The following is a 26,614-nucleotide window of genomic DNA, read 5'->3' on the forward strand; positions in this document are numbered from 1 at the left end:
GCTTATGCTGCCTCGTTTTCATGTAAAGTACCCTCAAGACAGACACGCGTTATTCCCCCTATCGGGGTAATCCGAAAGCTCCACATATCATTATGCTATCAGCACTGCCAGGACAGCTGCTGGTAAAGCTCTTTATTCTTTCACACAAAAAACAAATGTCAATTATGAAAAAACAAGCCAACAAAAAGCTCTTGCTGAAGAAAATTGCAGTGACTAAACTCCAGGTAAACAACCCTGCAGCCATAAAAGGTGGCGGACCTGGTGGTCCACAAACATCCTCTATCTGGATCTGCGATGGCTGCGGTGGTAAAACTACCATCTCCTGCGGAGGAGCCGGATATCCCTGCGAATAAGCCTTCTGTTATTCCCGGAAACAACATTCATTGTATTATTTCGTATACCCGTCACCGTAACACATTACCAATAAAGTACCAAACCGTTTAAACATGAAAAAGAAAACAGAAAAGAAGTTAAGCCTGAAAATGATCACAGTAGCCAGATTAAGTACAGACGGTACTCAGATGGTAAAAGGTGGTGCGGTTACTTCCCTTCCTCCTGGTCCATCAGGTCCTACAGGCCCTAATACTGTACCAGCTGACCCATGCGCCTCACAATATCAGGCATGTACTATGTGCTGCACACTGGATTGTAATACCACCACCATTCCAGGATACCGCCAGTAAGGAACTAACAGTGGCTGAGACCCGGACTCGGACAGTAAACAAAACCCGCTCTGATAGGCGGGTTTTGTTACATGGAGCCAAATATTTATTTCCCATTTAAGATGCTGCCTCATGTCAGGATTTCCATTCATTTCTGACGCATACCATTTCTTGTTAAGTGTCTACTATACATTTATTTGAAAATTTCTATAATTTGAAGGTCTTGATTGTTCTTGATAACCCTTTGTTTATCTTTATGAAATCGTTTGCATACATCAGACAGATGTAGCCCTTAATAATCCGAAATCGACCCTCATCACCTCAAAATTCCACTATGAAAAAAAACACCATTTTTTATTGCCTTGCAGTAAGTGTCCTCTTTGCCACCGCGTTATTACTTTCCTGTGGGAAACAGCAACTGAAAGACAGTTTAAATACCAGTACAAAAACCGGCGCCACTACTAAAACAAACGTTTCCACAGCCCAGATAACTTCGTTTATACATCCCGGCGTACTAAACACACAGGCCAGCCTTGACTATGTAGGCGGCCAGGTAAACGGTGGCGATGCTAACCGCACTGCCTACTATCAGAAAGTAATTGACTATGTAGACAGTCATCCGGTACCCACCTCCTTCTATGCCACGGTGGTAGTTGGGTCCAACGGCGCCACTTCTCCTTCAAAATCACAGATCAGGAAAGATGCTGAACTCGCATATGCCTTAGCGTTAAGATGGGCTAAAACAGGCACTCAAAGCTGGGCCGACAAATGCATACAGATACTGAACGGCTGGTCTTATACTTTTCAGAATTATGCCCTGCTTGATGCCTCTACAAATCCCAACCAGCCTGGCCTGGAAGCCTCCTGGACCACACCCAGCTTCGTGGCTGCAGCTGAAATCATGCGCTACTACCAAATAAACGGGCACGGCTCCGGATGGTCTGCTGCAGATATCAGTCAGTTTTCCAACTATCTCAATAATGTAAAGAATAACTACATCAACAATATGCCGGTGTATAACAATAACTGGAATGCTTCACAGGGTTACGCAAAAATGGCAATAGGTATTTTCCTGAACAGTACCAGTGTTTATCAGAACGGATATGATCTGATCACTACCTATCTGCCCATCATTGTACAATCCAATGGCAATATCCCCGAATACTGTAACCGGCAAGACTGTGTGCACTTTCAGTATTCACTGACAGCATTTGCCTACGCTGCCCAGCTGGCAACGATCCAGGGTGATAATTCCCTGTGGACAGCCAACAGCAGCCGTATCAGCGCCGGTTATGATTATATGCGCGCAGCCTATGGTCAAACAACCAGTTGTAACTACTGCTCTACTTCCAGCCCTGTATTTCCTGGTGTAGAAGTCGCATACAACCATTATCAAACCGGTAATCTCGGATATTTAAGAGGTTTGCAGGCGCCCCTGGGCGTGCCTAACGATAATACATTCCTGGGCTTTACCTCTTACACACATTATGGTGTAACCAGCTTGCAATAAACGGGGAAAACATTTTATGAAGATGCCCGGGGTATTCTTATTGTGAAAAAAATCAGGGGTAACAGATAGCTTTTATCCTGTACCCCTGATAATATATGCTGCTATACCTACAATTAATTAAAATTTCGCTTTTCTGAATTCCGCCACAGTTTTTGGATCAAGCCTGCTTTCCGCTGCCGGGCCCCCGAGGCACTGATACAGAAAATACTCCAGCCGGCGAATCTCCGCTTCCAGCAGGTATCTTGTAAAAAATACCTGGCGTGTTTCTTCTCCAAAAAGAGCATCTCTCTTAAACGCCTATACGCTCTTTCTACCATCGGAACAAAATTGAAAAAAAATGATACACCGGGGAAAAGGCCTGCATTGCTTCAGATATCAGAATCTCCGCTTCTTTTTAATACGGACTATCCTGCTATCAGCCGAGGGCCATCCTGCCCCGTTAATAAGCAGGAATACCAATAACAGCGTCATCGCAAAATCGGTGCGATATTCGTGTGCCATAGCCCAGAATCCCTTTTGTTCAAGTATTGGTATTTTGGTGGTAATGAAGGCTACAATCATTACTATCAGCAATGGTACCACAGCCAATCTTACTATTAATCCGACAATTAACAGCAAGCCACACAAAATCTCAAAACAGGCAGTAAAGTATGCCCAGAATTCGGGATGGGAAAATCCTATCTTTTCAAAACGTCCGGGGCCCAACTCAGCTGGCACTACGAATTTTTGTATTCCTTCCGATAAAAATACCAGCCCTGGTAGTAACCGGACCAACAAATAGGAATAGCCATACGGCGGGAAATTTTTATTTTGCATATGCTAACTGTTTGAATGGTGTTTACCTGATTGCAATTGCCCTAAATTTTAGGCGTAACCATTTATTCTGTTTCCGGTTCTTCAGGGAGATGAAAAGTTGATTTCTTAGGAGTATCGCCAGCACTCAGCTCTTCCAGGGAGAGATGCCCCCTGCCGGTAGCTTGCAACCAGAGGGAACCGGACTTGTGTAATATCTTCGCATTTAGTCCAAATAAATGATCTAAATCGTGTTCTACAGCCAGCGCAGTACGGTAGTGGCTGACATCCAGCCATCCAAAGTGATGCCGCATGCGTATTTTTTCAATTGGCGTATCAGGTGAGACCCTGCTATTCTTAGGTATATGCTCTCCTTCCCCCACCGGATCCCGGAAAAAATCCAGTTTCAGTTTCGGATAGATCTCATGAAATTTATCCTGAATATCGGCGACGATTGCTTCTTCGCTAATATAGATTTGCATAACGACAGCTTTAAATGCTGATACAATATAAAAACAGCCCCAGCAGCAACCTTCATCCACGGCTTCCGTATACAAATTCACATACTTCATGCCATACCTCCGGGTCCTGCAAATTTGTTAAATGATGGCTACTTCCGGAGAAAATACAGGTTAAACGTTGTGTGAATATTTTATAACTTTATTGTATGCATGTGCTGCTAAAAAAGACGTCTTACCTGCCGACTCTTATTCTTCGCCCATATATTGACCGCTTTTGGACCGCCGAAGGTACCGCCCCTGCTTATTCTCTGCCGACAATGGCTGTGGGTACAGGTGCAGAAATGATCTTCCAGCTCAAAGCTCCCATGATGATCGTTTCCCAGGATAACACCCTTCATACGCCACCCATGCATGCGATCTACTGCATTCGCAACCAGTATTACAAAGCCACGATTAACAAAGATCACTTCTTCATTGCCATTCGGTTTAAAGCGGGCGCCATCAGGCACTTCTGCCCTGTACCTGTGGCTGATGTTACAGAAAGTTTTCCGGATATAAATATGCTCTATGGAGATGAAGGCAGAAGATTAACAGAAAGATTGAATAGCAGCACAAGCATATCGCAACAACTGGAATGGATCGAAGGTTTCCTGCTCAGCCTTTTAAACAAATATCATCGTCCTCATACATTGGTAGATGAAGCAGTCAGACAGCTGTACTATAATCGTGAGATCCCTGATCTGATATCTTTCAGCGCCAATCTGGGAAGTAGCTACCGCCAGTTTGAACGGGTTTTTATAAACAATGTGGGCATTACTCCCAAATCATTCCAGCAGACAGCACGATTGAACAATACCTTAAAACACCTTTTATCGCACCAGATCAGGGATTACCTCCCGGTAGCCTTCGATTTCGGATATTATGACCAGTCCCATTTCATAAGGGCTTGCAGGCGATTTTTCGGTGATAAGCCAGGTGCTATCCTATCCCCTGCAAGCCAGGATCAGCATTTCTACTTGTCGTCTTTTAACGCTTCAGGCTCGACCGATAAAAAATAAACCTTCAGGTCTTTCGATTTCCATCCTTCCAGCTTTTTGACAAATGCTGCCAGGTAAGCCTGCTGGAAATGATAATGGACGCCAGGCTGATCCTGATAGTGCTCTATCAATGTAAATGCACCCTTTTCCGCAGGCTCAGGATAATAAGTATATTCGATACAGCCGGGTTCCTTCCTGGTCAGCACGGCGAGTTCTTCCAGTGCCTTATTGAATTCATCTGTAAATTCCGGCCGGATAAACAGCTTTGCGATAACAAATTTTTCCATTGTTGTAATTGTAATACTCATTGTTTGATATTTTTTTTCTGATAGTTTTCTCACGCAGCTGTCTTCCAGGTTATATCCATGAGCATCCGGTATATGAAGAAATAATACAGCTGCGGACACATCGATAGTCACGCGGGTATTCGGATATACACTTGCCGGCTCCCGGCTGTCCTGATTTGTTAACTGGCATCCTAAGGCAGGCATGGCAAATACAATACAGGCAAGCTGCCATAAAAGCATCTTTGTACGATTCATGACTAATATTGTTGATTATTTTAAATGATGAGGCAAAACTAGATCTTGCTATCACAGTAAAATTGTATAATTCTGCCAAAAGCTATCGGAACATAGAATCCCGCCGTCATAATCCGACTGTACTCACCTGCATGCGAATTTTTTTTCCTTCCTTCCCCGCCGCAATTACCTCCCGCGAAAAATAATTCATCCCGCATAAGTTACTTATCCATTATCAATCAACGGATTAACTGTTTGGCACCCCGATTGACTTACCTGTTCATGAAAACATCTATCTATTAAATCACCTCAAAACATTCACTTATGCACAACATCGATCGCACCATGAACGAATATGAATTCAACGAATTTGAATTTGAAGGAGGAGGCGAATTTGAATTTGAAGGAGAGCACGAATTTGAATTTGAAGGAGAACTGGAAGGTGAAGCGCTTGAACTTGAACTGGCTACGGAGTTGCTGGGAGTTTCCAACGAACAGGAAATGGAGCAGTTCCTCGGTAAGCTAATCAGTAAAGCTGGCAGAGGTTTAGCCAGTTTTGCCAAATCGCCCATTGGTAAAGGTTTGCTGGGTGGACTAAAAACCATTGCCAAAAAAGCATTACCTATTGCCGGAGGTGCGTTAGGTAACTTCCTCGTACCTGGCCTGGGTGGTGTTATCGGTAGCAAACTGGGTAGCGCAGCTTCCAACCTGTTTGAACTGGAACTGGAAGGCCTTAGCAATGAAGACCGCGAGTTTGAAGTGGCCCGCCGTTATGTACGTTTTGCCACAGATGCTACCCGCAGAGCAGCTACTGCTACCAATGCCGGTCAGGCGCCCGGCTCGGTCATTAATGGCGCGCTGAAACAGGCTGCGTACAATCATGCACCCGGATTGTTGCGCAAACGCCGCCACTACAACAATCGCCCGGGTTATTATAATACAGGGACATATAATACAGGTACATATAGTACAGGCGCAGCTTCCGGCACATGGGAAAGGAATGGTGATAACATCATTGTATATGGTGTTTAAACCGGTAACCATTACTTTAAAAATATTTGCAAATGAGCTTTCTGAATGAATATGAATTCAACCCCGAATTTTTTCAGGAAACCGGCGAACTGGAGATGGAAGGTGAATTGGCCTCCCGGTTACTGAATATAGCCAGCGAACAGGAGTTTGAGAACTTCCTGGGAAACATTTGGGATGCAGGTAAACGATTGTACAATTCGCCACAAGGACAGGCCATTAAAAAAGACTTTATTAACGGCGCCAAAAGCTTTGGTAAAAAAATGCTGCCCAGCCTGAGCAAAAACCTGAGGCAGTATTTAGGAGGTAGCACCGGAGCTAAAACAGGCAACACAATGGCCAGCGGCTCCAGCAACTGGTTGTTTGGCGGAGTAAGCGAAAACGACGCTGTGGATTATGTTCGGGTAATTCGCAATGCCGCCCAATATTTGCAGCAGGCACTGAAAAAAGGAAATACAATTAACCAGGCAGGCGGTTCAAGGGTATTGGTTACGCAGGCCATCAATCAGGCTGCCCGTCCCATTATTTCGCGTAACCCCACCGTATCGGTATCTTCTAATTCCGCTTTCAAAAAACAGGGAACATGGACACGCAAGGGATCAATGCTGATCTTACACAACGTGATATAAGGTATCGCAGTTTCCTCATCAATGAAGCACAGGGACTATTGACCCGGCTGAAACAATTGCAGCCTTTTGAAATGTCGATGCCCATGGTGATAGCGGCGGCAGTACCCTATATCGCGCAAAAGGAAATATACACCCTAATGACGGTCGGCAAAGCACATCTCACAGAAAGGGTATTAAGCTTCATAAAAAATGTGAAGACTAAAAATACATCCATTGAAAGATGCCAGGCTGCATATGCAGTGCTAAAGCTGCGCTTCAATTCACTGTTGGACCAGTTTGATATTTTCTGCGATGTGGTAAGTCAGCGGGGTGAAAACGAAACCGGTATCTGGATTGCCGGCTTGGATGTACTGGCCCGCGATGCGCTGGTAATGACGCGCTTTTTTGTAGAAGCACCTCCCATGATATGTTACCTGGACCGTGGGCACGGAGCTGCTATACGCCGGGCACACACCCGCTTACCGGGTGGCGATGATAACCCCGTAGCCGTTATTAAAATTCCCCGTGAACGGATGGTGGCAAGTGGTATCGGTTCTTCCCTGATACATGAAGTAGGACACCAGGGTTCTGCATTGCTTGATCTAATCTCTTCGCTGAGACTTGTGCTGGATGATCTGGCTGCTAAAGAAGCACCTTACGTACAGGCGTGGACGTTATTGAGCCGCTGGATCTCTGAAATACTGTCCGATTTCTGGGCCATTGGTTTCCTGGGTATCAGCGCCTCTACGGGTCTTATCAGCGTAGTATCACTTCCCAGGTACTTTGTCTTTCGCGCAGTTGACGATGACCCACATCCTTTTCCCTGGATAAGGGTAAAGATCAGTATCGCTTTTGGCAAACTGTTATATCCCGATGATCAATGGCAACGGCTGGAACGTTTATGGGAAACCTTTTATCCTCCTACAGGTTTACCGACAGCCATGCAACAATTGTTGCAACAACTTGAAGCAGTGCTGCCCCGGTTTGCCCAACTGGTAAAAGAACACCGGCCACCAAAATTAAAAGGGAAACAATTACATGAAATATTTCCCCTGCACGAACGCCAGCCGCACCAATTGAGAGTTCGTTATCAGCAATGGAAGAAAGACCTCAGCCTGCTGGCCAGACAACGTCCATCCCTCGTATTTGCCACCATAGGGCAGGCAAGGGCCGACAATGTAATAACCCCGTTCACAGAAAACCGGCTACTTACCAAAATGCTGCGGCATTGGGCGCTGATGAATATTTAATGAAACAGTTATTTACTCATTCCAAAAAGACAACTTACCATGGATAACTTTTTATTTAAAGTGAATGATCATGTAAGTAGATGGCTTACCCTGGGCCAGATTACAGATATCTCACTATCTATCATCCCAAATGAAGTAGACCAGGGCGACACAGTAATTTTAAACATTTCATTCAATGCAATAATTAAACAAGCCAATGGTGTAAAACCAGATACAAAATCAAAACATTCCTACCTGCACCTCAACTTCTTTCCGGATATACAGGAGGGTGCGCTACACCATGTGTACGATGAAGTCTACCAGGAAGGCACAGGCGACAGTAAAAACACTAAAACAAAGCTGGATATAAATGGAGAAATGCCCGAGTATCCGGTTACGATCATCTCACACTGGCAACTGAATACTACCGATTGCAGCAACTCAGGCTATGCAGTGCAACCGGTGATCAATTCCATCCAAAAAGATAAAAATACGGTAACCTATCTGGATGTTAACGATCCTAAACAGATCTATATCCGTCGTTCAGCACTGAATGCTACTACCAGTATCAACACCAGCCTGCAGCCCAGCGCCACTCCCTTTACCCGCGACCTCACCCTTTGGTTGCTGATACTCAAAGGCACAGAAGCCATTTCGTTTGATAATTATATGAAGCACATGGATTTCATTTTCTGTGGTTCAGGTGATGTAAACAATAAAAAAGAACTGGGCAAATTGATCAACAACCTGAAAGGCAAACGTCTTTTGCCTTTTACTGACACCGATGCTTACCGCAGCCTGAAGGTAGCCACGGAAGCCTTTTTAATGGTAAACTGCGGAGTAAGCAATTATGGTAATTTTTCCACCCGCGATGTAGAAGAGCTGTACAACAGGGTTACCCTTAAAAACGGAGATGTGGACAAGAGTGACCTGGATAATTTCTGGAATCAATATCTTGTAAGCACCAATGGTACCAACGAAAAAGTGTTGCCCTACCTGGCCATTATACGCCGCAAACTGGGCGATCAGGGTATTAAACATATTACCATGGACCAGGCCCTGGATTCTTTTGGGGAAGATGGCCAGCACAAGATGGAAAAAACCAACTGTGTGGGCATCATCAGCGATAAATTGAGTAATCCTTGCTTTCTGGAGCTGATATGGAGTTACTGGCACGAAGAAAGTATGATGGTACAAGCCATGGGAGCTATTTCCCGCCGGTTTCAGAACATGCGCGGAAACGGTACTGACCCGCTGGCCAACCTGGAAATTGATCCGCTACGTCCGCTCAACAACCTGATATGGGGCTATATTCAGGATGAACAACATCGGCTAAGCCTGCGTCGCCGCACTCTGGAATACGACCACCATTACGGTATTTCCCTGCAGGGCAAGGCTGTGGGTAATTTACGTACTGCCGATAGCCGCAGCAAATTTATAGAGGCCTTCCACAACCTCCTGAATACCACTTTACGGTTCTACAAACAACTGGACGATACAACCGTGGTGGCAGATGGTTTCCCGGTATTGAACGCATTGAAGGAAGTACACCTGATCCTGAGCGAAGGGGCACACAACCAGTTTGGCGATCTCCCCTCCACTGCCCGTATTGAAATGTTGATGCAACAATGGTTGCTAGCCAGACCTGAGTTCAGGGAGTTTTTACCCACACGTATTATGGTGGCTTATCCTGAAGCGTGGATGGACCGCGTAGCAGCCATGAACTCTTTGCAGAACTGGACCAAAACGTCAGTGCTCCATTTCCGCGACCTGGGCGTATTTGGCGAACAATTACTGCTGACTGTGCGCTTCGGCAACTGGGCATCTATTTCCGACCGCAACCAGGCAGCCAACTGGGCCAAGTTCTGGCGCGAACAGATACAGGGCTATGTTCATGCCTACCGCGCCGTAACAGGCATGGACCTTGGCCTTGAAAATGGTAAGATCGATGTGCAACAGCCTTCCCTGCACTTATTACGTCGCCTGAAAGAACAAACCATAAGATAGAGGTATGATGGATTTTACATCCTCATTGTACCTGGCAATGAAACACCCAGGTACAACGCTACAGCATTGGAAACAGCTTACTACAGGAATTCCCGCTGTACTGGGTGAGCCGGCGCTGAATAAACAAGTGGCTGAACAGATAGCCAGGCTGCAGGGCCTGGAATGTGGACTAACAGCGCCTTCCACCCTGCATCTTTACTGGGACCTCTACCATGTTTTAAGCCGTCAGCCTGTAATTGTTTTCATAGACGAGCATATTTACCCGGTTTCCAGATATGGCGTAGAACAATTACTGGTAAAAAAAATACCGGTTTTTTACTTCCGCCACCAGGATGATGAACATCTTCAGCAGCTTATACAACGTCATTGTAAAGGCGCTAAAAAGCCCGTCGTGCTATGCGATGGCTGGTGCCCGATATGTGGCCAGGCGGCTCCTGTTGAACACTACGCAGCCTTGTTGAATAATATGGATGGGCATTTGTTTATAGACGATACGCAGGCGTTTGGCATATTGGGGGCAGGCGCCAGTACCCTTTTCCCATATGGAATGGGTGGAGGTGGTATACTGCGATGGAAACAGCTGCCAGCAGGCCACACACGATGCATTACCACCATTGTTTCATTGGCTAAAGCATGGGGAGTGCCCATGGCTGTTATAGGAAGTACACGCAACCACATCAGGCAACTGGAACAGGCCAGCGCTATACGAACATATTCAAGTCCTGTCAGCAATGCGCATATACAGGCAGCAGTCAGTGCCCTGCATTGGAACCAGACAACAGGCAATCAGTTACGGGCCCGGCTATGGAATAATGTTAAACTGTTCAGGCACCGGATGGCGTGGGCTGATCTTAATGTAAACAATAGCTGCTTTCCAGTGCAACATTTACATCACCCCAGCCCCGGCATAACAACCGCTATTTATCACCAATTGAAGCAATGGGATATTAAAACCGTTTTGTCTGCCACCCATACAGGTATACATCCACGACTAACGCTGCTATTTCGTAGTGACCATACCCGTGAACAAATTTGGCACATAGCGCAGGAACTGACCCGGATATGCAGGCAACTAACAAATGTAAAAGGCATTTTATCACCTGAACTTTAAACATCTTATTATGACGAACGGGCCCAAAACACCAATGGATAACCGGATTAACAGGCAACCCTTTCCGGGTGCAACACATACACTGTTATGTAACTGCCAATCCTGCCTTACCCGGCAGCCAGGCCGGTCTAAATATAAAACATGGCGCGAACGCAGAAGTGAACGTTTTGCAAAGCCGCAGACAACTGGTAAGTGCACCACCTCAGCAACGCCACCCGACCATTTTCTGGGTCCCTTGCTGGCCAATGCCATACACATTGGCAGCAGCATCGCCAACAATGTGCAACACAACACATCTCCCGGTGCTTTATCGGCAGTACCTGGCAAACCAACCACTTCTCCCCTGATCAGCATTGGCGCCAGGCAACGCGCTGCCCTGTTACGTTACTGGCAGGAAAAATTAAAGCGATCCCGCAGCCCCATTGTTACTCAACGCTACCATGATTACATTAAAACCATTGAGCAACAAAAAAGACCCAGCTGGCACCAGTCGGAAAAAGATCTTCAATTGTTTTTCCGGCAGTTTGCCATGCCAGGCCAAAGAACATTTCTGAATAATCAACCTGTGAAGTGGACACAACAGGCCAATGGAAGGTTTAAGCCCCCCGCAGGGAGTGTTATTCCGGATATCAACCCGGCCGATACCATGATAGAAGTAAAAAATTATAACATAAACAACCAGGCAAACCTGATCCGCACACTACAAAAACAAATTGCCCGTCGAAGACTGCATGGCCCGCAGGATGCAGCCGGTAACCCTCTGCCACAACGCATTATACTGGATGCCCGTGGCCAGCATGGCACACCACAGCAGTTACGACAACTGGCAAAGACCATTGCCATAAAAACCAATTTGCCAGCCGATGCGGTTCAGATTGTAACCTGGGAAATATAAGAATACCACCTTATGCTTATTATAGATGCACATTGTCATGCAGGTAAAGGCGATGGACTTACAGGCCCGTGGGATACCCGGGCTTCGCTGACACCATTTCTGCAATGGTCGGCTGCTGCCGGTATACAACGCACCAACCTGTTTGCTGCTTTTCATTCCGACTATGCTTCGGCCAATGCGGCCGTGGCATCCATCGTTAACAAAAATCCACAACGCTTTTATGGTTTCGCCTTTGTGCATGCCATCCACGACCGGGGCCGCATATACAACATGGTAAGCACGGCCGTTTTGCAATATGGCTTTTGTGGTATAAAAGTGCACCGCCACGATGCCCGTATTAGCCGCGAAATTTGTGAAGTGGCCCGCCTGTTTGCACTGCCGGTATTATATGATGTGGTAGGTGAAGTATCTATGATAGAACTACTGGCCACCGAATACCCGGATGTTAACTTCATTATTCCACACCTGTCAAGCTTTGCAGACGACTGGCGGGCGCAAATTGCCTTTATTCCTATGCTGGAGCGGCATGCTAATATTTATACTGATAGTTCGGGCGTTCGCCGGTTCGACCTGCTTGCTATGGCCTATCAGCGTGCAGGCGCTCATAAAATATTATTTGGAACCGATGGCCCCTGGCTACACCCTGCTGTAGAGCTTCAAAAGATTTTTGCGCTGACCTCCCATACTAAAAGCCTGCAAATGATGCTGGCTGATAATTTTCTGCGTTTAATCAGTAAAGTGCGTAACAAGGAATTTGAACATTCACCGCCAGTGTTTAAAAGAGAGCTGTTGCCGGTACAGGAAGATTATAAAGATCCCTGGCTTACGGGTCATTAAGTACCTCGGAGCTGTTCTTTTTTCGTATATACTGTAACGTTCTAACCTCTACATTCAGTTTACGGGCAGCCAGCTTGAGGTTACCGCCGCAATCTTCCAGGGCAATTTCCATAGCCAGGTGGGCAATTTCATTTTTTATGCGAGACAGATCTTTGCCGCTGGCAATTGCCAGCCTGATAGATTGATGCAGTCCGTTGTGCGAAGAGGCGGTAAAGCCCTGTAACTGCTGCGGCGATGGGCATTCTTCTTCTGGCATATCACCCATAGTAATAAAACCCTGGCCGGCATAACGCATAACTATCTGACTCACCAGTTGCTTCAACTCACGGATGTTTCCCGGATAGTCACGATGTACCAGAAAATTCATAATCGCGCCATCCATTTCAGGAGCAACAATCGTATTTAACTCCTGACGCAGAAACGTTCTTACCAGTTCGGGTATATCTTCTCTTCTGTTGCGCAGGGGAGGTATAATAAATACCGATGCAGCCACCCTGAAATACAGGTCTTCCCGAAAATTACCCTGCACAATTTCTTCTTTCACGTTACGATTAGTAGCACATACCAGCCTGAAGTTTGTTTTTCGCCAGGTATTACTGCCCACGCGCTTATACATACCTTCCTGTATTACCCGTAACAGCCCGGCCTGCAGCGGTAGCGCCAATTCCCCCAGTTCGTCCAGGAACAAAGTTCCGCTGTCGGCCATGGCAAAGGCTCCATCCCGTGCATACACAGCATTGGTAAAAGCACCCTTTTCGTGTCCATAAAACTCACTCCCCGATAATTCAGGAACAATTGTAGTGCAATCCATCAGCACCAGATTTCCTTTCTCTTTCCGTTGGTCCAGTTCATGAATCAAACGGGCAGTCATTTCTTTACCAGTGCCGGACTCACCAATCAGCAGTACACTGTTACTGGTGAAAAAGGCCGTTTCAATAACTTTTCTCAAAAAGCGCTTCCAGGTATAACTTTCTCCAATCAGATTGTTACGTACCAGGTCCAGTGAAAGCAATGCCTCTACCTGCGCCCACCGTTTCAACCGGGCCGTTAAGTGCAACAGCACCTCTTCACCCTTATTCCATTCCAGCACTTCGTGTACCCCTGCCTGCTTCAATTGCCACTTTACAACATCCGTAAGTAGTTTGTTGACCGTCAGCAGAACAATTTTTATATCCAGCAAAACAAGTGGTTGCAAATAGTCCATCACCGTTTCCACTGCTAATTTATCAGCCCATACCACAATCGCTATCCCCGCTCCTTCCGGCTGCCGCACAAACACAACGCCTTCATCACCCAACTTCTGTTGAATAGCGGCAAATAAGGGACTGCCTTCTTCTCCCACATCTATCATGCAGACAATGGTTTTTTCCATCAGACAATTGTTAAATGCTTATCGAATCGGGCCGAATGCAGCCGGGCAGTCTTCCATTCATTACAAAACGAGATGATCAATCGGGCTGAGGAAAACTTCTCATCCTGCCATTTCGCCGGCAAATGAAATAAGTATGGTACTTCAGTAATTTGGGAAATAAAAATCTATGCGTACAACACCGGGGCAACTGGTAAATATGTTGATATAGCTATCCAGATACAGTTATAAAGCTGGTCACTTTGTGTAAGATGTAACAGCGCTTTCTGAAATTAGGATAATTTTCCAAGGATGACAATCACACAAAATGAGTATTTCAAGTAGCCGGAATTTCATGTGAAAGGTGCTATATGTTATGTAAGTCCTGCCTTCAGCTGGAGAACCGGCGAATTTATTGGCTGCCCATAAAGGATAAGCTACCAGAATCAGCCAAAGTACTTTATAGCATATTTCCAGCATCACTATAGGCAACATTTTAAGCGGATGTATTATTCCTAAAAGAGATAACACGGAGTATTCTCCCTTACAAGCTTCAGCTGGCTTATGGTGGCAAATCGAACTTAATTATTATTGATTACACATCTATGAACCACCTGTTGCTTAAAAAAGGTCTGTAAACTGAAAAACACAGAATGACCTTTCAAGATTAATTCTCAATAAAACGATTCATATAAAAAATTGAAATTTAATATTTTACAAAAGCCTTTCTTTTTTTGGCACAATATGTGTTAGTTTTACACCAACTTTACGAGCCTACTCCGATTTTAACCATGTTTCTATGAGGCACCAGTAAGTAAACTGTGTCTTTTTTCACGCTGCACATTTATTTATTTATTGTCATGTATGGTCTGCCTTTGTTATTTCAACAGAGCGGGTTGCCTTATTATTAATTAACTGTTCACAAAACGACAGACGATGAAACGTATACTGGTTATTGAAGACGACGCATTTATGGCACGTGCTATTGCCCTTATTTTAGGCAAACATGGTTACAGCCTCACAATTGCTCAGAATGGAAAAGAAGCCATCAAACACATGGAAGAGAGCGAATTTGAGCTTATTATCACCGACCTTATGCTCCCCTTTGCAAACGGTCTTGAACTGTTGAGCAGGTATAAACGCAGTCAGCCCCGGAAAGGTACACCTGTCATGATCCTTTCTGCTATCACCAATGAGAAGACCGTACTCGACGGATTTGATCTCGGAGCAGATGATTACCTGAAAAAACCATTCGCTCCAAGCGAGCTGGTATCAAGGGTAAACCGCCTTTTAGAAAAAAAAGAGAACGCACATTTATAAATTTCCCCTAGTCATTCATGATTTCATTTTTTAATGGAATAGAGTCGTGGTTGGTGGAGGTAAAAGAAAACTTCATTTACCTGCCCACCTTTATCCAGGGCGCTATCCTCGTTTCCTTAATTGCTATTACAGGTATCCTGATTGCATACCTCAACATATTGCTGTTACTGGTAGTGAAATACTTCCAGGACCGGAGGGATGGGCCTGTAATAGATCAGATAGATGCGCTCCTCCTGGAGCATATCGTACAGCGCGATATTTCGGAAGAAAAACTTCCGCTGGCGCTCGGTGAATTTCAACAACTGCCACTGCATCATTCATGGGCCCGGGAACTCCTGGTGCAAAAAATCCTGCATTACAGGAGAAACTTCAGCGGATATGTATCTGACCTTGCCAGAACCCTGTACATCGACCTGAGATTGTCCCGGGATGCGCGCCACAAGCTGAGCAGCTCCCGTAGCAAAAAGATCGTGGAAGGACTGGGCGAATTGTTCAGGATGGAAATGACTGTAGAAGAAAAAGAAGTACTGCCGCTGGTCAATCACAGGGACCGCTATGTACGTGAAATGGCGCGCTGTTATTTCGCAAAATGCTCCGCAGAACATCCGATGGATTTTTTACAGGAGATCAGCAAGCCCTTGCTTACATGGGAACAGGTAGAGCTATTCCGCCTCATTACCCAGCGGACAGATATTCCCGCTCCTTCTTTTGCACGATGGATAGATCCGGCGATGCATCCTTCGGTGATTTCGTTTTCGCTCAAGCTGGCCGCCCATTTCCATCAGTTTGATGCTATCCCTGCTATGATCTCCATGTTAAAAACAGACAACCTGGAACAGCGTGCCCTTGCGATTAACAGTCTGGGTAAACTCATGGCACTGGAAGCTGAACCAGAACTGGTAAAGATATACGCGGATCAACCTCTGTCATGTAAGAAAGAGATCCTGAAGGCACTGGGCCGTATCGGCAGCGGAAATCAGCTGGAGTTTCTCAGACAGCAATTCCTGGAGTCGGAAGAGTTTGACTTAAAAAAACATGCAGCGAAATCAATTGTTAATCATAAAGCACTGGCTCAATTAATGCTGAAGCAACTGCAGGAGCAGAGTGTAGGGCAGCCTCACATCATCCTGCAACATTGCCTCAACCCCCTAATCAAGTATTGATGCAACACACTATCTGGTCATATATAGTCAAATTTTACGAGCACTCCATATTTTTTTATTGTGTGCTGCTATTCGCTTTCTATACTCTCCTGGCATTCCTCTCCTATTTCGCCATCAGGCGTTACAGCTGGAAAAACAGGATCAGGGAAACACTTACACTGGTAGAATCTCCGCTCACACCGGGTATTTCTGTTATTGCTCCGGCTTACAATGAAGCCGTGACCATCATACCCAATGTACGTTCCCTCCTCACACTGAACTATCCGCGATTCGAAGTGATCATTGTGAACGATGGCAGTACGGATGATACGCTGGAAAAACTGATCCATGAATTTGAACTGTCTGAGATAAATTTTGCCTACCATCCGCAGTTGTTGTGCCAGCCCGTAAAACGTTTCTTTAAATCAGACAACCCTGCTTATGCCAGGCTGCTGGTAGTGGACAAGGTAAACGGTAAAAGCAAGGCAGACGCTGTGAATGCAGGCATCAATGCGGCATCGTTCAGTTACTTTCTGAACACAGACGTAGACTGTATCCTGGACAGGAACACCCTGTTGAAACTGATCCGTCCTTTTATGGATGAAGAAAAGAGAGTGATTGCTACCGGCGCCACGCTGCGCATGGCCAATTCCTGCGTAGCTGATGCTGGTATGCTTACCACCATCAGCCCTCCGGAAGAATGGCTGCCTCGCTTCCAGGAAATGGAATACATCCGTTCCTTTGTGCTGGGAAAAATGGGCTGGAACACTATCAACGCCGTACCCAACGTATCCGGCGGCCTGGGGCTGTTCGACAAAGATATTGTTATCAAAGCAGGTGGCTATGATCCCAAATCATTGGGGGAAGATATGGATATGATTATCCGCATGTGTAAATACATGTGTGAGCAGAAACTGGATTACGCTATCCGTTATATCCCTGAAACACTTTGCTGGACAGAAGGCCCATCAACGCTCAAAATTTTCGGCAGACAGCGAACCCGCTGGGCCAGGGGATTGTTGCAGATATTCAGTACTCACAGACAGGTATTGTTCAATCCAAAATACAAACGCCTCGGACTGATCGTGTTCCCATACAATTTCTTTTTTGAATTGCTGGCGCCTGTCATCGAGTTTGTGGGACTGATGTATTACATCTATATCATTGTAGCGAATGTCATCAACTGGGATTTTGCCATCATCCTGTTATTGTTCATCTATACATTCTCTGTATTTATTTCTTCGCTGGCCATACTCTGGGACCAGCTTACATTCCGGTATTATAAGAGCTGGAAGGATGTGGCAAAGTTATGTATGATGACATTCCTTGAACCATTCATCTATCATCCGCTGGTATTGTTTTTTGCAATGAAGGGCTACCTGTTCCACCTTACCGGTAAAAAGCACGGATGGGGAAATATGCAGCGAAAGGGTTTCAAACAACAGGTAACTGCGTAATTATTCATACAGATCAATTTGAAATGTTTAACTGGAGAAATACAAAAAAGATCTTGTTTCTGATAGCATGCCTGTCGGCTACACTCAGTACGACTGCACAGCGAAAGGGACTGGTGTCTTCTGATATATTGCTGAAAAGAGCGCTGGAGGAAACCAACCAGCATCATGATTATGAAAAGGCTAAAGCACTTTGCCTGAAAGCGCTTTCACAAAGCCCTGACTATACGGATGTGATGCTCTTACTGGGACGGTTATACGTTCTTACAGGTGAGCCGCAGGCCGGCAGGGTACAATGGCAGCTGGTGCTGCGCAAAGACCCGAAAAATATGGATGCACTGCAATACCTGATCAACCTGGAATATAGCCAGCATCGCAGCAGCGAAGCAATCTGCTATATTGATGAGGCATTGTCGGCAGATCCACGCAACAAAGATCTGTTGATGAAGAAGTATGGTATCTTACAGGAGAATAACCTGAAATCCGAGCAGGAGAAAGTACTGGCGCAACTAAGCAGGTTGTACCCCAATGATACAAAGGTAAAAGGATTGAAGGAAGAATATCTTGCCCAACAGCGAAAGGAAGAAGTACGCAATACTCCGCAGCAGGAAGAAAAACCCGCGCCGAAGCCTAAGCCCGATCCGAAGATCGTTGAAAAAGAACGGCTGACCAATGCCTGGCTGGCAGCCAGGAAGCGTGGAGACAAAGAGCAACAGATTGCTCTGAGCCGCCGCATCCTGGAACTGGAGCCTGGTAACAGGGATGCCCTGAACGCCCTCATCAACACCTATTACAGCATGCAGCGTTATGAAGATGCATTGCAATGGTGTAATACTGCTCTGCTGCGATATCCAACGGATGTTGATTTTCTGTTGAAGAAGACAGGCATCCTGCAGGACCTGCATCTTTATGATGCAGCGGCTGCTACCGCGCAACAAGCCTGGCAGCTGAAGCCGGACCAACGCAATCGACAGATTTACGAGGATATACAACGTCAACGGATAAACGTTTTTTCACAGGCCGGTCAGCAAGACAGTGCCATCGTTATCATCAACATATTACTGCAACAGCTCCCGGAAGACACAGCATTGCTTTTCCGTAAGTCTGCCTTACTGGAGGCTGGCGGCCATTACACCGAAGCGGCCACACTGAGTCGCCAGCTGATGACACAATACCCTGCTGTTAACAGATACCAGCAGGCCTTCACAGATCAGCTGATGGCAGCAGCGCGCGAAGAACTGAAAGGCACCTCACCGGCAAAGGCGCAGCCTTTACTGGAAGAAGTAGTGCATACAGATCCCCGCAACCTGGACGCCTGGGTCAGCCTTATTAACCTGGAACACCGTAACGGTGCCACACAGGAAGCCATCCGGTATTGCGACCGTGCATTATCAGCGCTCGGTAATAACGTCATCATCCTCCGGAAAAAATCCGCATTGCTACAGGAAACCGGTAACTACCCGGCAGCTTATGCTATCTCCGGCCAGCTGCTGCAACAGCAGCCTGTAGACACCACCCTGCGCCGGATGTACACCGATCAGCTGATGAGCCATGGAAAAATACTGAGAGACTCCAGTGCCTGGGATAGCGCCATAGTCGTATACGACAAAGCATTACAGTATAATCCATCTGATACACTGATATTGCAAAACCTGGCCAATGCTCACCTGGCACTGAAACAATACGACAGCTCACTGATATATACCAATAAAGGTCTGCAGCTTTATCCGCAGGATAAAAGCCTGTTGATGAAAAAAGCAAACACACTGGAGACGCTGAAACGCTACAAGGAAGCGGCAGCGACAGCGGCTTCCCTGCAGCAGCTGGACCCTTCCGACAAGAGTTTGCGCAATTATCGTGACTGGCTGCAAAGCAAAAATTACCGCAATCAGCTGGGCATTATCCATCTGCAGAGCATCTTTGATAATGGTAGCCGCCCCGGCAGTATTACTTCGCTCCAATACCTGCGTTTTCATAACAGAGGCAGTATCGGAGGCCGGATCAACTATGCAGACCGTGCCGCCGGAAATGGTATACAGCTGGAAGCAGAAACATATTACACGCACAATAAAAGCAATTATTCCTATGGGCTGGTCAGCTGGTCCAATGCGGATGTGTTTCCACGCTTCAGAGCCGGGTACTCGCTCTTTCATAACTTTGGTAAGGATTGGGAAGGAGAACTGGGTGCACGTTATCTCAGAGATGACAGCGTGAGTACCTGGTCAGGTGTATGGTCAATCGCAAAATATTGGAACAACTATTGGGTGAATCTGCGTGGCTACGTGATCAATGAGCAAGACAAATGGTTCCAGGCATATACGCTTACCAACCGTTATTACATGAACAGGCAGAAAGATTTTGTAGCACTGATATTATCAACAGGTACAGCACCGGATGACCGTAGCAGGAACTACCAGTTCAGCCGTTCTGTGAATTTCTTCTCAGGAGGCATTGGCGCGGGATACCAGAAAACAATCCATTACCGCACTACGCTCGGCCTGTTCGGTAACTGGACCAATCAACATATTGGCAACGGAAAATCATACAACCAGTACGATATATACCTGACGTTGCTGCATAATTTTTAAACGCATGAAAAGGTGGCTTTATATTCTTTGTCTTATGCTTGCTATTACGTTGCCAGCCCGCTCCAGTGACCTGGTGCTGGTGTCTGATGGTCATTCCGTTTATCATATCAGTCTGCCTGCACAGGCGACTGCTGCGGAACAAAAGGCGGCAGGTATCCTGCAACATTACATACAGGAAGCCACCGGCGTGAAACTGCCGGTAAAACAGGAATCCAATGCAGAAAGCAGCGCTATACGTATCGCCTATACGAAAAACATAGCTGCCGAAGGATACTCCATTGAAGTGAAGGATAACGATCTGCTGATTACCGGTGGTGCTGGCAAGGGCGTGGTATATGGCGTATACACTTTCCTGGAAAGACTGCTCAACTGCCGCAAATGGGACGCAGGACCGGCAGAGGTGCCGCATACAAATAAAGTGACCATTCCGGGTAGCACACATATCAGTGAAGTGCCAGCCTTCCGGTACCGGGAAGTATACCTTCCTGCTGCCGTGCAGGACGCTGAATACCTCGACTGGCACAAGCTCCATCGCTTTGAAGACCTCTGGGGCATGTGGGGGCATACATTCGACAAACTGGTGCCAGCATCACAATATTTCAAACTACATCCTGAATATTATGCGCTGGTACAGGGCCACCGTAAACCATCGCAGTTGTGCCTGAGCAATGAAGCTGTTTTTAATATCACGGTAGCTGCTTTACAGGCGCAGATGGCACAGCATCCTGATGCAGAATATTGGTCTATCAGCCCCAATGATGATAATGGTTATTGTGAATGTGACCTGTGCAGAAAGACAGATCAGGCAGAAGGCGGCCCGCAAGGCTCCCTCCTGCGTTTTGTAAACAGGGTGGCGGCCCGCTTCCCGGACAAAATATTCACGACGCTCGCTTACGGCTATACGACGCACCCCCCACTGCATCTGAAGCCGGCTGACAATGTGTATATCATGCTGAGCAGCATAGATGCATACAGAAGCAAGCCACTTGATAAAGAAGCCTCTGCCGCTGCTTTCAGGAACTACCTGAAAGGATGGCGTGAAAAAACATCGCACCTGTTTGTATGGGATTATGTTACACAGTTTACCAGTTACCTCGCACCGTTCCCGGTGTTGGGCACTTTGCAGCCCAATCTGCAGTATCTGCGGCAGCAGCAGGTATCCGGTGTTTTTGAACAGGGCAGCGGAGATACTTACAGCGACCTCGCGGAGCTGAAAGGTTATCTGCTCGCAAAACTGTTGTGGGAGCCGGATGCAGACATACAACATATTACAGATGATTTTCTCCAGGGGTATTATGGTAAGGCGGCACCGCATGTAAAATTCTACCTGCAACAATTACAGCAGCATGCCGCTGCTCAGCCTGCATTAGATATTTACGGCAACCCGGTGAATGAACATAACACCTTTCTTACTCCCGCAAATATAGATCAGTACAGTACGATACTGGATAAGGCAGAAGCCGCAGTGGAAAACGATTCCAGGCGTGCGCCACGTCTACGCCGCCTTCGTCTTGCACAGGATTACACTTACCTGCAACAGGCCCGTTTCTATGGCATTGAGCAGCATGGCATATTTGAACAGTCTGCCACCGGACAGTGGAAAGTGAAAGATGGATTTACGCAGCGTGTCAGCCGCTTTGTGGCTGCCTGTAAGCAGTCTGGCGTGAAAGAGTTGTCGGAAGGCGGCCTCTCGCCGGATGCATACGGAGAAGAGTGGAAGAAGATACTGGCAGCGGGCGTACGCCCTAATAAAGCGCTGCATGCACAGGTACAGCTGCAATATCCTGCTGCACCTGAGTTTCCGGCCAAAGGGCCGGCTACCCTGACAGACGGCAATCCCGGTTATAATGATTTCAGCTACAACTGGCTTTGCTTTTATGGTCAACCGATGAATGCCACACTCGACCTGGGAAAAGCCGTTGTGGTGAAAAAAGTATCCATGAATTTCCTGGAAGATCCGCGCCACTGGATATTCCGGCCTGCCGGCATCACCGTTGAAGTGTCTGCAGACGGACAGCATTTTACAACCATCGGTAATATCAGCAACCAAATGCCGGAAGAACATTATGATATAGAAATGCCCGCCTTTGATTTTGAAAACAAAGGCGCTGAGATGCCCGTGAGATTTATTCGTGTAAAGGCTACAAACTGGCCAGCGTTGCCGTCATGGCGTTATCGCGAGCGCCGGCAGCCGATGATTGCCTGCGATGAGATCTGGGTGGAATAAAAAAACGAAGCCTTGCAGGGAGCGCCTGCAAGGCCTTCATCGCCCGCCACCGTTTCTGGTGCAATCAATAATAGATATCTACAATGCCGTTAGGCGTACCCTGGCTAACCACGGTAGAGTGCTGACCGCAGTCGGTAACAGAATTGGCCACTGACCATGACAAGGGTGCCTGTACACCGCCCACTCTCAGGTCAATGCTGCTGAGCCTTGTTTTAGTAGTATTAGGATAGTTGGAGCAGGTATACACACCATATGCTTCCAATGATTCTGCCGCCCAATACAAGGTGGGTACGCTGTTCACCGTAATCGTAATGGAAGGATAACCTGTGAAGGCTGACGTATAGCTGCCGGAGGCACCACCGCCGCCGATAAGGCTCATCACACCCTGCAAATTGGTACCCGGAGACACTGGTATTAAACTACTGTAGGAAGTGCCATTGCCTACATACCAGTTGGCAATAGCCCAGTAGCTGCCACCACCGGCAGCAGAAGGCCCCCACTGCAACACCGGCTGCAGGATGCTGTTGGAATTCTGCAAACCGTTGAAGAGGAAGATAGTCTGGCCGTAATCCACAGCGGGAGGAGGAGGAACGGTCCAGTTGGTGTTAAAATAAGAGATCGCGGAAGAAGTATTGTTCGTCCATGACGTGTAGGTGATCCAGCCGGAACCCAGCGGGTATACGCCATTACCACGCACTTTGGCATTATCAGGATAGAACGGTGTTTTCCTGGCACTCTGTTCTATCACGCCGTAATCCGCCATCATCTTGCCATTGCGGTCATACTTACGGAGCCGGTTACCTTCTCCGCTCAGGTATTCACCTGTTCCAATATGATTTACTTGTGATTTTGGCATCCAGCCCACAGGTGTAAGTACCTGGCCCTCATGATCGTTTGTTTGCACTTTATTGGCAGGTGCTACTGCTGTATCAGCTGATGTGCTGTTCTGCTCTTTTTTACAGGCAGAAAATATCATAGCACTCAACAGCAACAAGGAGATGATGTATTTGCTCATAAATAAGGGGTTTGGGTTAAGAAATGTGAGAAAAGAAGAAACGGATAGTTAGGGCTATTACTAAAGTAAGATAAGCCACTGCGAGTAGATAGTATGCCACTCAACGACTCCGTGGTAGCCGCTTGGGGATCACTATGCAACTGCAGGAATAGCCCCGGTAAATATTAAAATATTCAATACAATTGCCTGGGAAAAGGATGATTACTATATTTGCTCCATGAAGTGGCTTCTGCTCATATTCTCCATATACGTACTTACACTCTCCGCTGTTCCCTGCTGCGGAGATGATTACTGTTGTGAGGAGGAAATAGCCATGATAGCAGGCAGCCAGCAGCACAATGAACATGAAAACCACAACAAGTCAGAGTTACCTTGCAGTCCCTTTTTCTCCTGCAATACCTGTCATGGGGTGGTGATTCCGGAAATTACAAAGTCGGATCCTGAAGCAATACCGCTGCCCGGGAATACCTACTACGACCCTACAGAACAACCTCTCCCTGAATTTCCCACATCTATCTGGCAGCCTCCCCAGCTATCGTAATAATTCCCTTTCACACATTTGATATACTGTGCCAAACGCACAGCGGACTTCTATTTATCGGTTTTTATCAACAGTAAAATGTTTAAGACTCTTAGCACTATATTATTACTGTGCATTGCACAGCTATGCCTGGCACAGAACAAGTTCACGGCATTCATAAAAGATGCAGACAGCAGAGAACCCCTGATCGGGGCTACAGCCATACTTACAGGAACCAGCAAAGGGGCCAAGGCCGACAATAACGGGGTAGTCACTATTACCGGCATTCCTAATGGCAGACATGTTATTACCTGCACCTTTATGGGATATCAGGAGAAAGCTGATACCTTTTCCTTCCCTTTACCTTCCGATACCGTTACTATTTATCTGGAACATGCAGGGGAAGAAATAGAGGAAGTGGTAATATCCTCTACCCGCAGCAAACGTAGTATCCGCGATATACCCACCCGTGTTGAATTCATAGCCGGTGAAGAACTGGAAGAGAAAGGAAACATGAAGCCAGGTGATATACGTATGATGCTCAACGAAAGTACTGGTATCCAAACGCAGCAGGTTTCTGCCACATCAGCCAATTCCAGTATCCGTATACAGGGCCTTGACGGCCGGTATACGCAGATCCTCAAAGATGGGTTTCCTCTATATGCTGGTTTTTCCGGTGGTTTAGGACTGTTACAAACGCCCCCACTCGACCTGAAACAAGTAGAGGTTATCAAGGGCTCCGCATCCACTTTATACGGTGGTGGAGCTATCGCCGGTCTTGTCAACCTGATATCCAAAGTACCCACAACAGAACGGGACCTCCGGTTCCTGATCAATGGCACCTCTGCCGGTGGGCTGGACCTCAACGGATTTTACGGACAGCGGTTCAACAAGCTGGGGGTGACTGTCTTTGCATCCCGGAACAGCAATAAAGCCTATGATCCATCCAACACCGGATTTACCGCCATCCCTAAATTTGAACGGTATGTATTCAACCCTAAGCTGTTTGTCTATTTCAGTCCCAAAACCCAGATGAATTTCGGCATCAACTTCATCACAGAAGACAGGATTGGTGGAGATATCCAATACATTAAAGGCCGGGGCGACAGCACCCATAGCTACTTCGAGAAAAATAAAACCAACCGTCTGTCTACCCAGTTCTCCTTCAATCACGAATTCAGCGAAGGCAATAGCGTAACGGTAAAAAACTCCATCAACAACTTTAAACGAACGATCACTATCCCCGGTTATGTATTCGATGGACAGCAGTGGTCCACTTACACAGAGGCTACCTACCACCGGCAACGGGAAAACATGGACTGGATAGGTGGCATCAACGTTTATACTGATCATTTCAAGGAACAGCAGACAGACACCCTGCCTAAGCGTAACTACAATCAGAACACGTTGGGGGGCTTTGTACAAAATACCTGGAAGACCAACGACTGGCTGCAACTGGAAACGGGCTTGCGGGGTGACTATGTAATAGACTATGGCCTGGTATTGCTTCCCCGGATTTCCGTCCTGTTTAAAATCTCTCCTGAATTTTCATCCCGTGTTGGTGGAGGCCTGGGCTATAAAACGCCCACCATCTTTACGGAGGAAACAGAACGTATCCAGTACAAGTCCGTGCTGCCCATCAATGCCAATGTCAATAAACTGGAACGGTCCTACGGTGCCAACTTTGATCTGAATTACAAAACGTCCCTGTTTGATGATAAAGTAAGTTTCAGCATCAATCAGCTTTTCTTTTATACCCGCATCAATCACCCTCTATTGCTTAATACAGTCCCGGGAAATCTCTACAGACTGGAAAACGTAGATGGGTTTATTGATACCAAAGGCTGGGAAACGAATATCAAATTCGGATACGGCGACTTTAAACTATTCATCGGATATACCTTTACTGATGCACGGCTGAATGATAATGGCATCATCCGTGAAAATCCGCTCACCGCCCGTCACCGGCTGAACAATGTACTGATGTATGAAAAAGAAGAAAAGTGGAAGATCGGATTGGAAGCTTATTACTACAGCAAACAAACGCTCACAGATGGCACTACCGGTAAGCCTTACTGGATATGCGGATTCATGGCAGAAAAGCTGTGGAAGAAATTTTCCTTGTTTGTGAACTTTGAAAACTATCTTGATACGCGGCAAACCCGTTTCGATAGTATCTATACGGGCACTGTAACACATCCTGTGTTTAGGGATATTTACGCACCGCTGGATGGTTTCGTGGTCAATGGAGGCCTGAAATTAAAATTGTAAGCAATACAGCAATCAACTTTTGGCCGCTTT

Annotated in this window: 23 protein-coding genes; 18 read left to right on the forward strand and 5 right to left on the reverse strand. The window is 46.5% G+C overall.

Going from position 1 to position 26,614, the window contains the following annotated elements:
• Window positions 1-164 precede the first annotated feature (164 nt).
• The 3 genes from DF182_RS00580 to DF182_RS00590 all read left to right on the forward strand — a co-directional run bounded on the left by DF182_RS00580 (window position 165) and on the right by DF182_RS00590 (window position 2,172).
• Window positions 165-353, forward strand: a complete 189-nt coding sequence (locus DF182_RS00580; RefSeq protein ID WP_113613751.1) for a class I lanthipeptide — start codon at window positions 165-167, stop codon at window positions 351-353.
• A gap of 93 nt (window positions 354-446) precedes the next feature.
• Window positions 447-683, forward strand: a complete 237-nt coding sequence (locus DF182_RS00585; RefSeq protein WP_113613752.1) for a hypothetical protein — start codon at window positions 447-449, stop codon at window positions 681-683.
• A 313-nt stretch (window positions 684-996) separates the two neighbouring features.
• Complete coding sequence (locus DF182_RS00590) at window positions 997-2,172, forward strand: alginate lyase family protein (RefSeq protein WP_113613753.1); 1,176 nt, start codon at window positions 997-999, stop codon at window positions 2,170-2,172.
• A gap of 375 nt (window positions 2,173-2,547) precedes the next feature.
• On the opposite strand, the gene DF182_RS00595 is transcribed toward DF182_RS00590, so the two are convergent.
• Both DF182_RS00595 and DF182_RS00600 read right to left on the reverse strand, forming a co-directional pair.
• Window positions 2,548-2,988: a DoxX family protein gene (locus tag DF182_RS00595; protein WP_113613754.1), complete on the reverse strand. Its 441-nt coding sequence runs from the start codon at window positions 2,986-2,988 to the stop codon at window positions 2,548-2,550.
• A 62-nt stretch (window positions 2,989-3,050) separates the two neighbouring features.
• Complete coding sequence (locus DF182_RS00600) at window positions 3,051-3,446, reverse strand: hypothetical protein (protein ID WP_147243299.1); 396 nt, start codon at window positions 3,444-3,446, stop codon at window positions 3,051-3,053.
• A gap of 185 nt (window positions 3,447-3,631) precedes the next feature.
• On the opposite strand from DF182_RS00600, the gene DF182_RS00605 reads away from it, so the two are divergent.
• Entirely contained in the window at window positions 3,632-4,483 is an 852-nt protein-coding gene (locus tag DF182_RS00605; protein ID WP_113613756.1) for a helix-turn-helix domain-containing protein, read from the forward strand.
• Here DF182_RS00605 and DF182_RS00610 read toward each other — a convergent pair.
• Window positions 4,438-5,004: a putative quinol monooxygenase gene (locus DF182_RS00610; RefSeq protein ID WP_113613757.1), complete on the reverse strand. Its 567-nt coding sequence runs from the start codon at window positions 5,002-5,004 to the stop codon at window positions 4,438-4,440. The genes DF182_RS00605 and DF182_RS00610 overlap by 46 nt on opposite strands.
• A 303-nt stretch (window positions 5,005-5,307) precedes the next feature.
• On the opposite strand from DF182_RS00610, the gene DF182_RS00615 reads away from it, so the two are divergent.
• Genes DF182_RS00615 through DF182_RS00645 form a run of 7 tightly spaced genes read left to right on the forward strand, consistent with a single transcriptional unit; the run spans window position 5,308 to window position 12,699 of the window.
• Window positions 5,308-6,015: a hypothetical protein gene (locus DF182_RS00615; protein WP_113613758.1), complete on the forward strand. Its 708-nt coding sequence runs from the start codon at window positions 5,308-5,310 to the stop codon at window positions 6,013-6,015.
• 32 nt (window positions 6,016-6,047) lie between these two features.
• Window positions 6,048-6,641, forward strand: a complete 594-nt coding sequence (locus tag DF182_RS00620; RefSeq protein WP_113613759.1) for a hypothetical protein — start codon at window positions 6,048-6,050, stop codon at window positions 6,639-6,641.
• Entirely contained in the window at window positions 6,596-7,870 is a 1,275-nt protein-coding gene (locus DF182_RS00625) for a hypothetical protein (RefSeq protein WP_113613760.1), read from the forward strand. Before DF182_RS00620 ends, DF182_RS00625 begins: the two co-directional genes overlap by 46 nt.
• A 39-nt stretch (window positions 7,871-7,909) precedes the next feature.
• On the forward strand, window positions 7,910-9,856 hold the full coding sequence (locus DF182_RS00630; RefSeq protein ID WP_113613761.1) for a hypothetical protein: 1,947 nt from the start codon (window positions 7,910-7,912) through the stop codon (window positions 9,854-9,856).
• Between the two features lie 4 nt (window positions 9,857-9,860).
• The gene (locus DF182_RS00635) at window positions 9,861-10,967 is read left to right on the forward strand and encodes an aminotransferase class I/II-fold pyridoxal phosphate-dependent enzyme (RefSeq protein ID WP_113613762.1); all 1,107 of its coding nucleotides are present in this window, start codon (window positions 9,861-9,863) and stop codon (window positions 10,965-10,967) included.
• 10 nt (window positions 10,968-10,977) lie between these two features.
• Entirely contained in the window at window positions 10,978-11,862 is an 885-nt protein-coding gene (locus DF182_RS00640; RefSeq protein ID WP_147243300.1) for a hypothetical protein, read from the forward strand.
• 12 nt (window positions 11,863-11,874) lie between these two features.
• On the forward strand, window positions 11,875-12,699 hold the full coding sequence (locus DF182_RS00645; protein ID WP_113613764.1) for an amidohydrolase family protein: 825 nt from the start codon (window positions 11,875-11,877) through the stop codon (window positions 12,697-12,699).
• On the opposite strand, the gene DF182_RS00650 is transcribed toward DF182_RS00645, so the two are convergent.
• Window positions 12,686-14,071: a sigma 54-interacting transcriptional regulator gene (locus DF182_RS00650; RefSeq protein ID WP_113613765.1), complete on the reverse strand. Its 1,386-nt coding sequence runs from the start codon at window positions 14,069-14,071 to the stop codon at window positions 12,686-12,688. The two genes, DF182_RS00645 and DF182_RS00650, sit on opposite strands and share 14 nt — an antisense overlap.
• A 912-nt stretch (window positions 14,072-14,983) precedes the next feature.
• On the opposite strand from DF182_RS00650, the gene DF182_RS00655 reads away from it, so the two are divergent.
• The 5 genes from DF182_RS00655 (at window position 14,984) to DF182_RS00675 (ending at window position 22,778) form a co-directional block, all read left to right on the forward strand.
• Window positions 14,984-15,367, forward strand: a complete 384-nt coding sequence (locus DF182_RS00655) for a response regulator transcription factor (RefSeq protein ID WP_113613766.1) — start codon at window positions 14,984-14,986, stop codon at window positions 15,365-15,367.
• A 17-nt stretch (window positions 15,368-15,384) separates the two neighbouring features.
• Window positions 15,385-16,530: a HEAT repeat domain-containing protein gene (locus DF182_RS00660; protein WP_113613767.1), complete on the forward strand. Its 1,146-nt coding sequence runs from the start codon at window positions 15,385-15,387 to the stop codon at window positions 16,528-16,530.
• A gap of 62 nt (window positions 16,531-16,592) precedes the next feature.
• Window positions 16,593-17,966 (forward strand): glycosyltransferase family 2 protein, encoded by a 1,374-nt coding sequence (locus DF182_RS00665; protein WP_245957341.1) that lies wholly within the window; start codon window positions 16,593-16,595, stop codon window positions 17,964-17,966.
• A 53-nt stretch (window positions 17,967-18,019) separates the two neighbouring features.
• Window positions 18,020-20,551 (forward strand): tetratricopeptide repeat protein, encoded by a 2,532-nt coding sequence (locus tag DF182_RS00670; protein ID WP_161964012.1) that lies wholly within the window; start codon window positions 18,020-18,022, stop codon window positions 20,549-20,551.
• Window positions 20,552-20,585: 34 nt separating this feature from the next.
• Window positions 20,586-22,778, forward strand: coding sequence for a DUF4838 domain-containing protein (locus DF182_RS00675; protein WP_161964013.1), 2,193 nt, complete (start codon window positions 20,586-20,588; stop codon window positions 22,776-22,778).
• A 64-nt stretch (window positions 22,779-22,842) separates the two neighbouring features.
• On the opposite strand, the gene DF182_RS00680 is transcribed toward DF182_RS00675, so the two are convergent.
• On the reverse strand, window positions 22,843-23,793 hold the full coding sequence (locus tag DF182_RS00680; RefSeq protein ID WP_113613771.1) for a hypothetical protein: 951 nt from the start codon (window positions 23,791-23,793) through the stop codon (window positions 22,843-22,845).
• 217 nt (window positions 23,794-24,010) lie between these two features.
• Between DF182_RS00680 and DF182_RS00685 the strand changes: the two genes are divergently transcribed.
• Both DF182_RS00685 and DF182_RS00690 read left to right on the forward strand, forming a co-directional pair.
• On the forward strand, window positions 24,011-24,334 hold the full coding sequence (locus DF182_RS00685; protein ID WP_113613772.1) for a hypothetical protein: 324 nt from the start codon (window positions 24,011-24,013) through the stop codon (window positions 24,332-24,334).
• Between the two features lie 78 nt (window positions 24,335-24,412).
• Window positions 24,413-26,584, forward strand: a complete 2,172-nt coding sequence (locus DF182_RS00690) for a TonB-dependent receptor (RefSeq protein WP_113613773.1) — start codon at window positions 24,413-24,415, stop codon at window positions 26,582-26,584.
• Window positions 26,585-26,614: the final 30 nt, after the last annotated feature.

This window comes from Chitinophaga flava (assembly GCF_003308995.1).
GTDB lineage: Bacteria > Bacteroidota > Bacteroidia > Chitinophagales > Chitinophagaceae > Chitinophaga > Chitinophaga flava.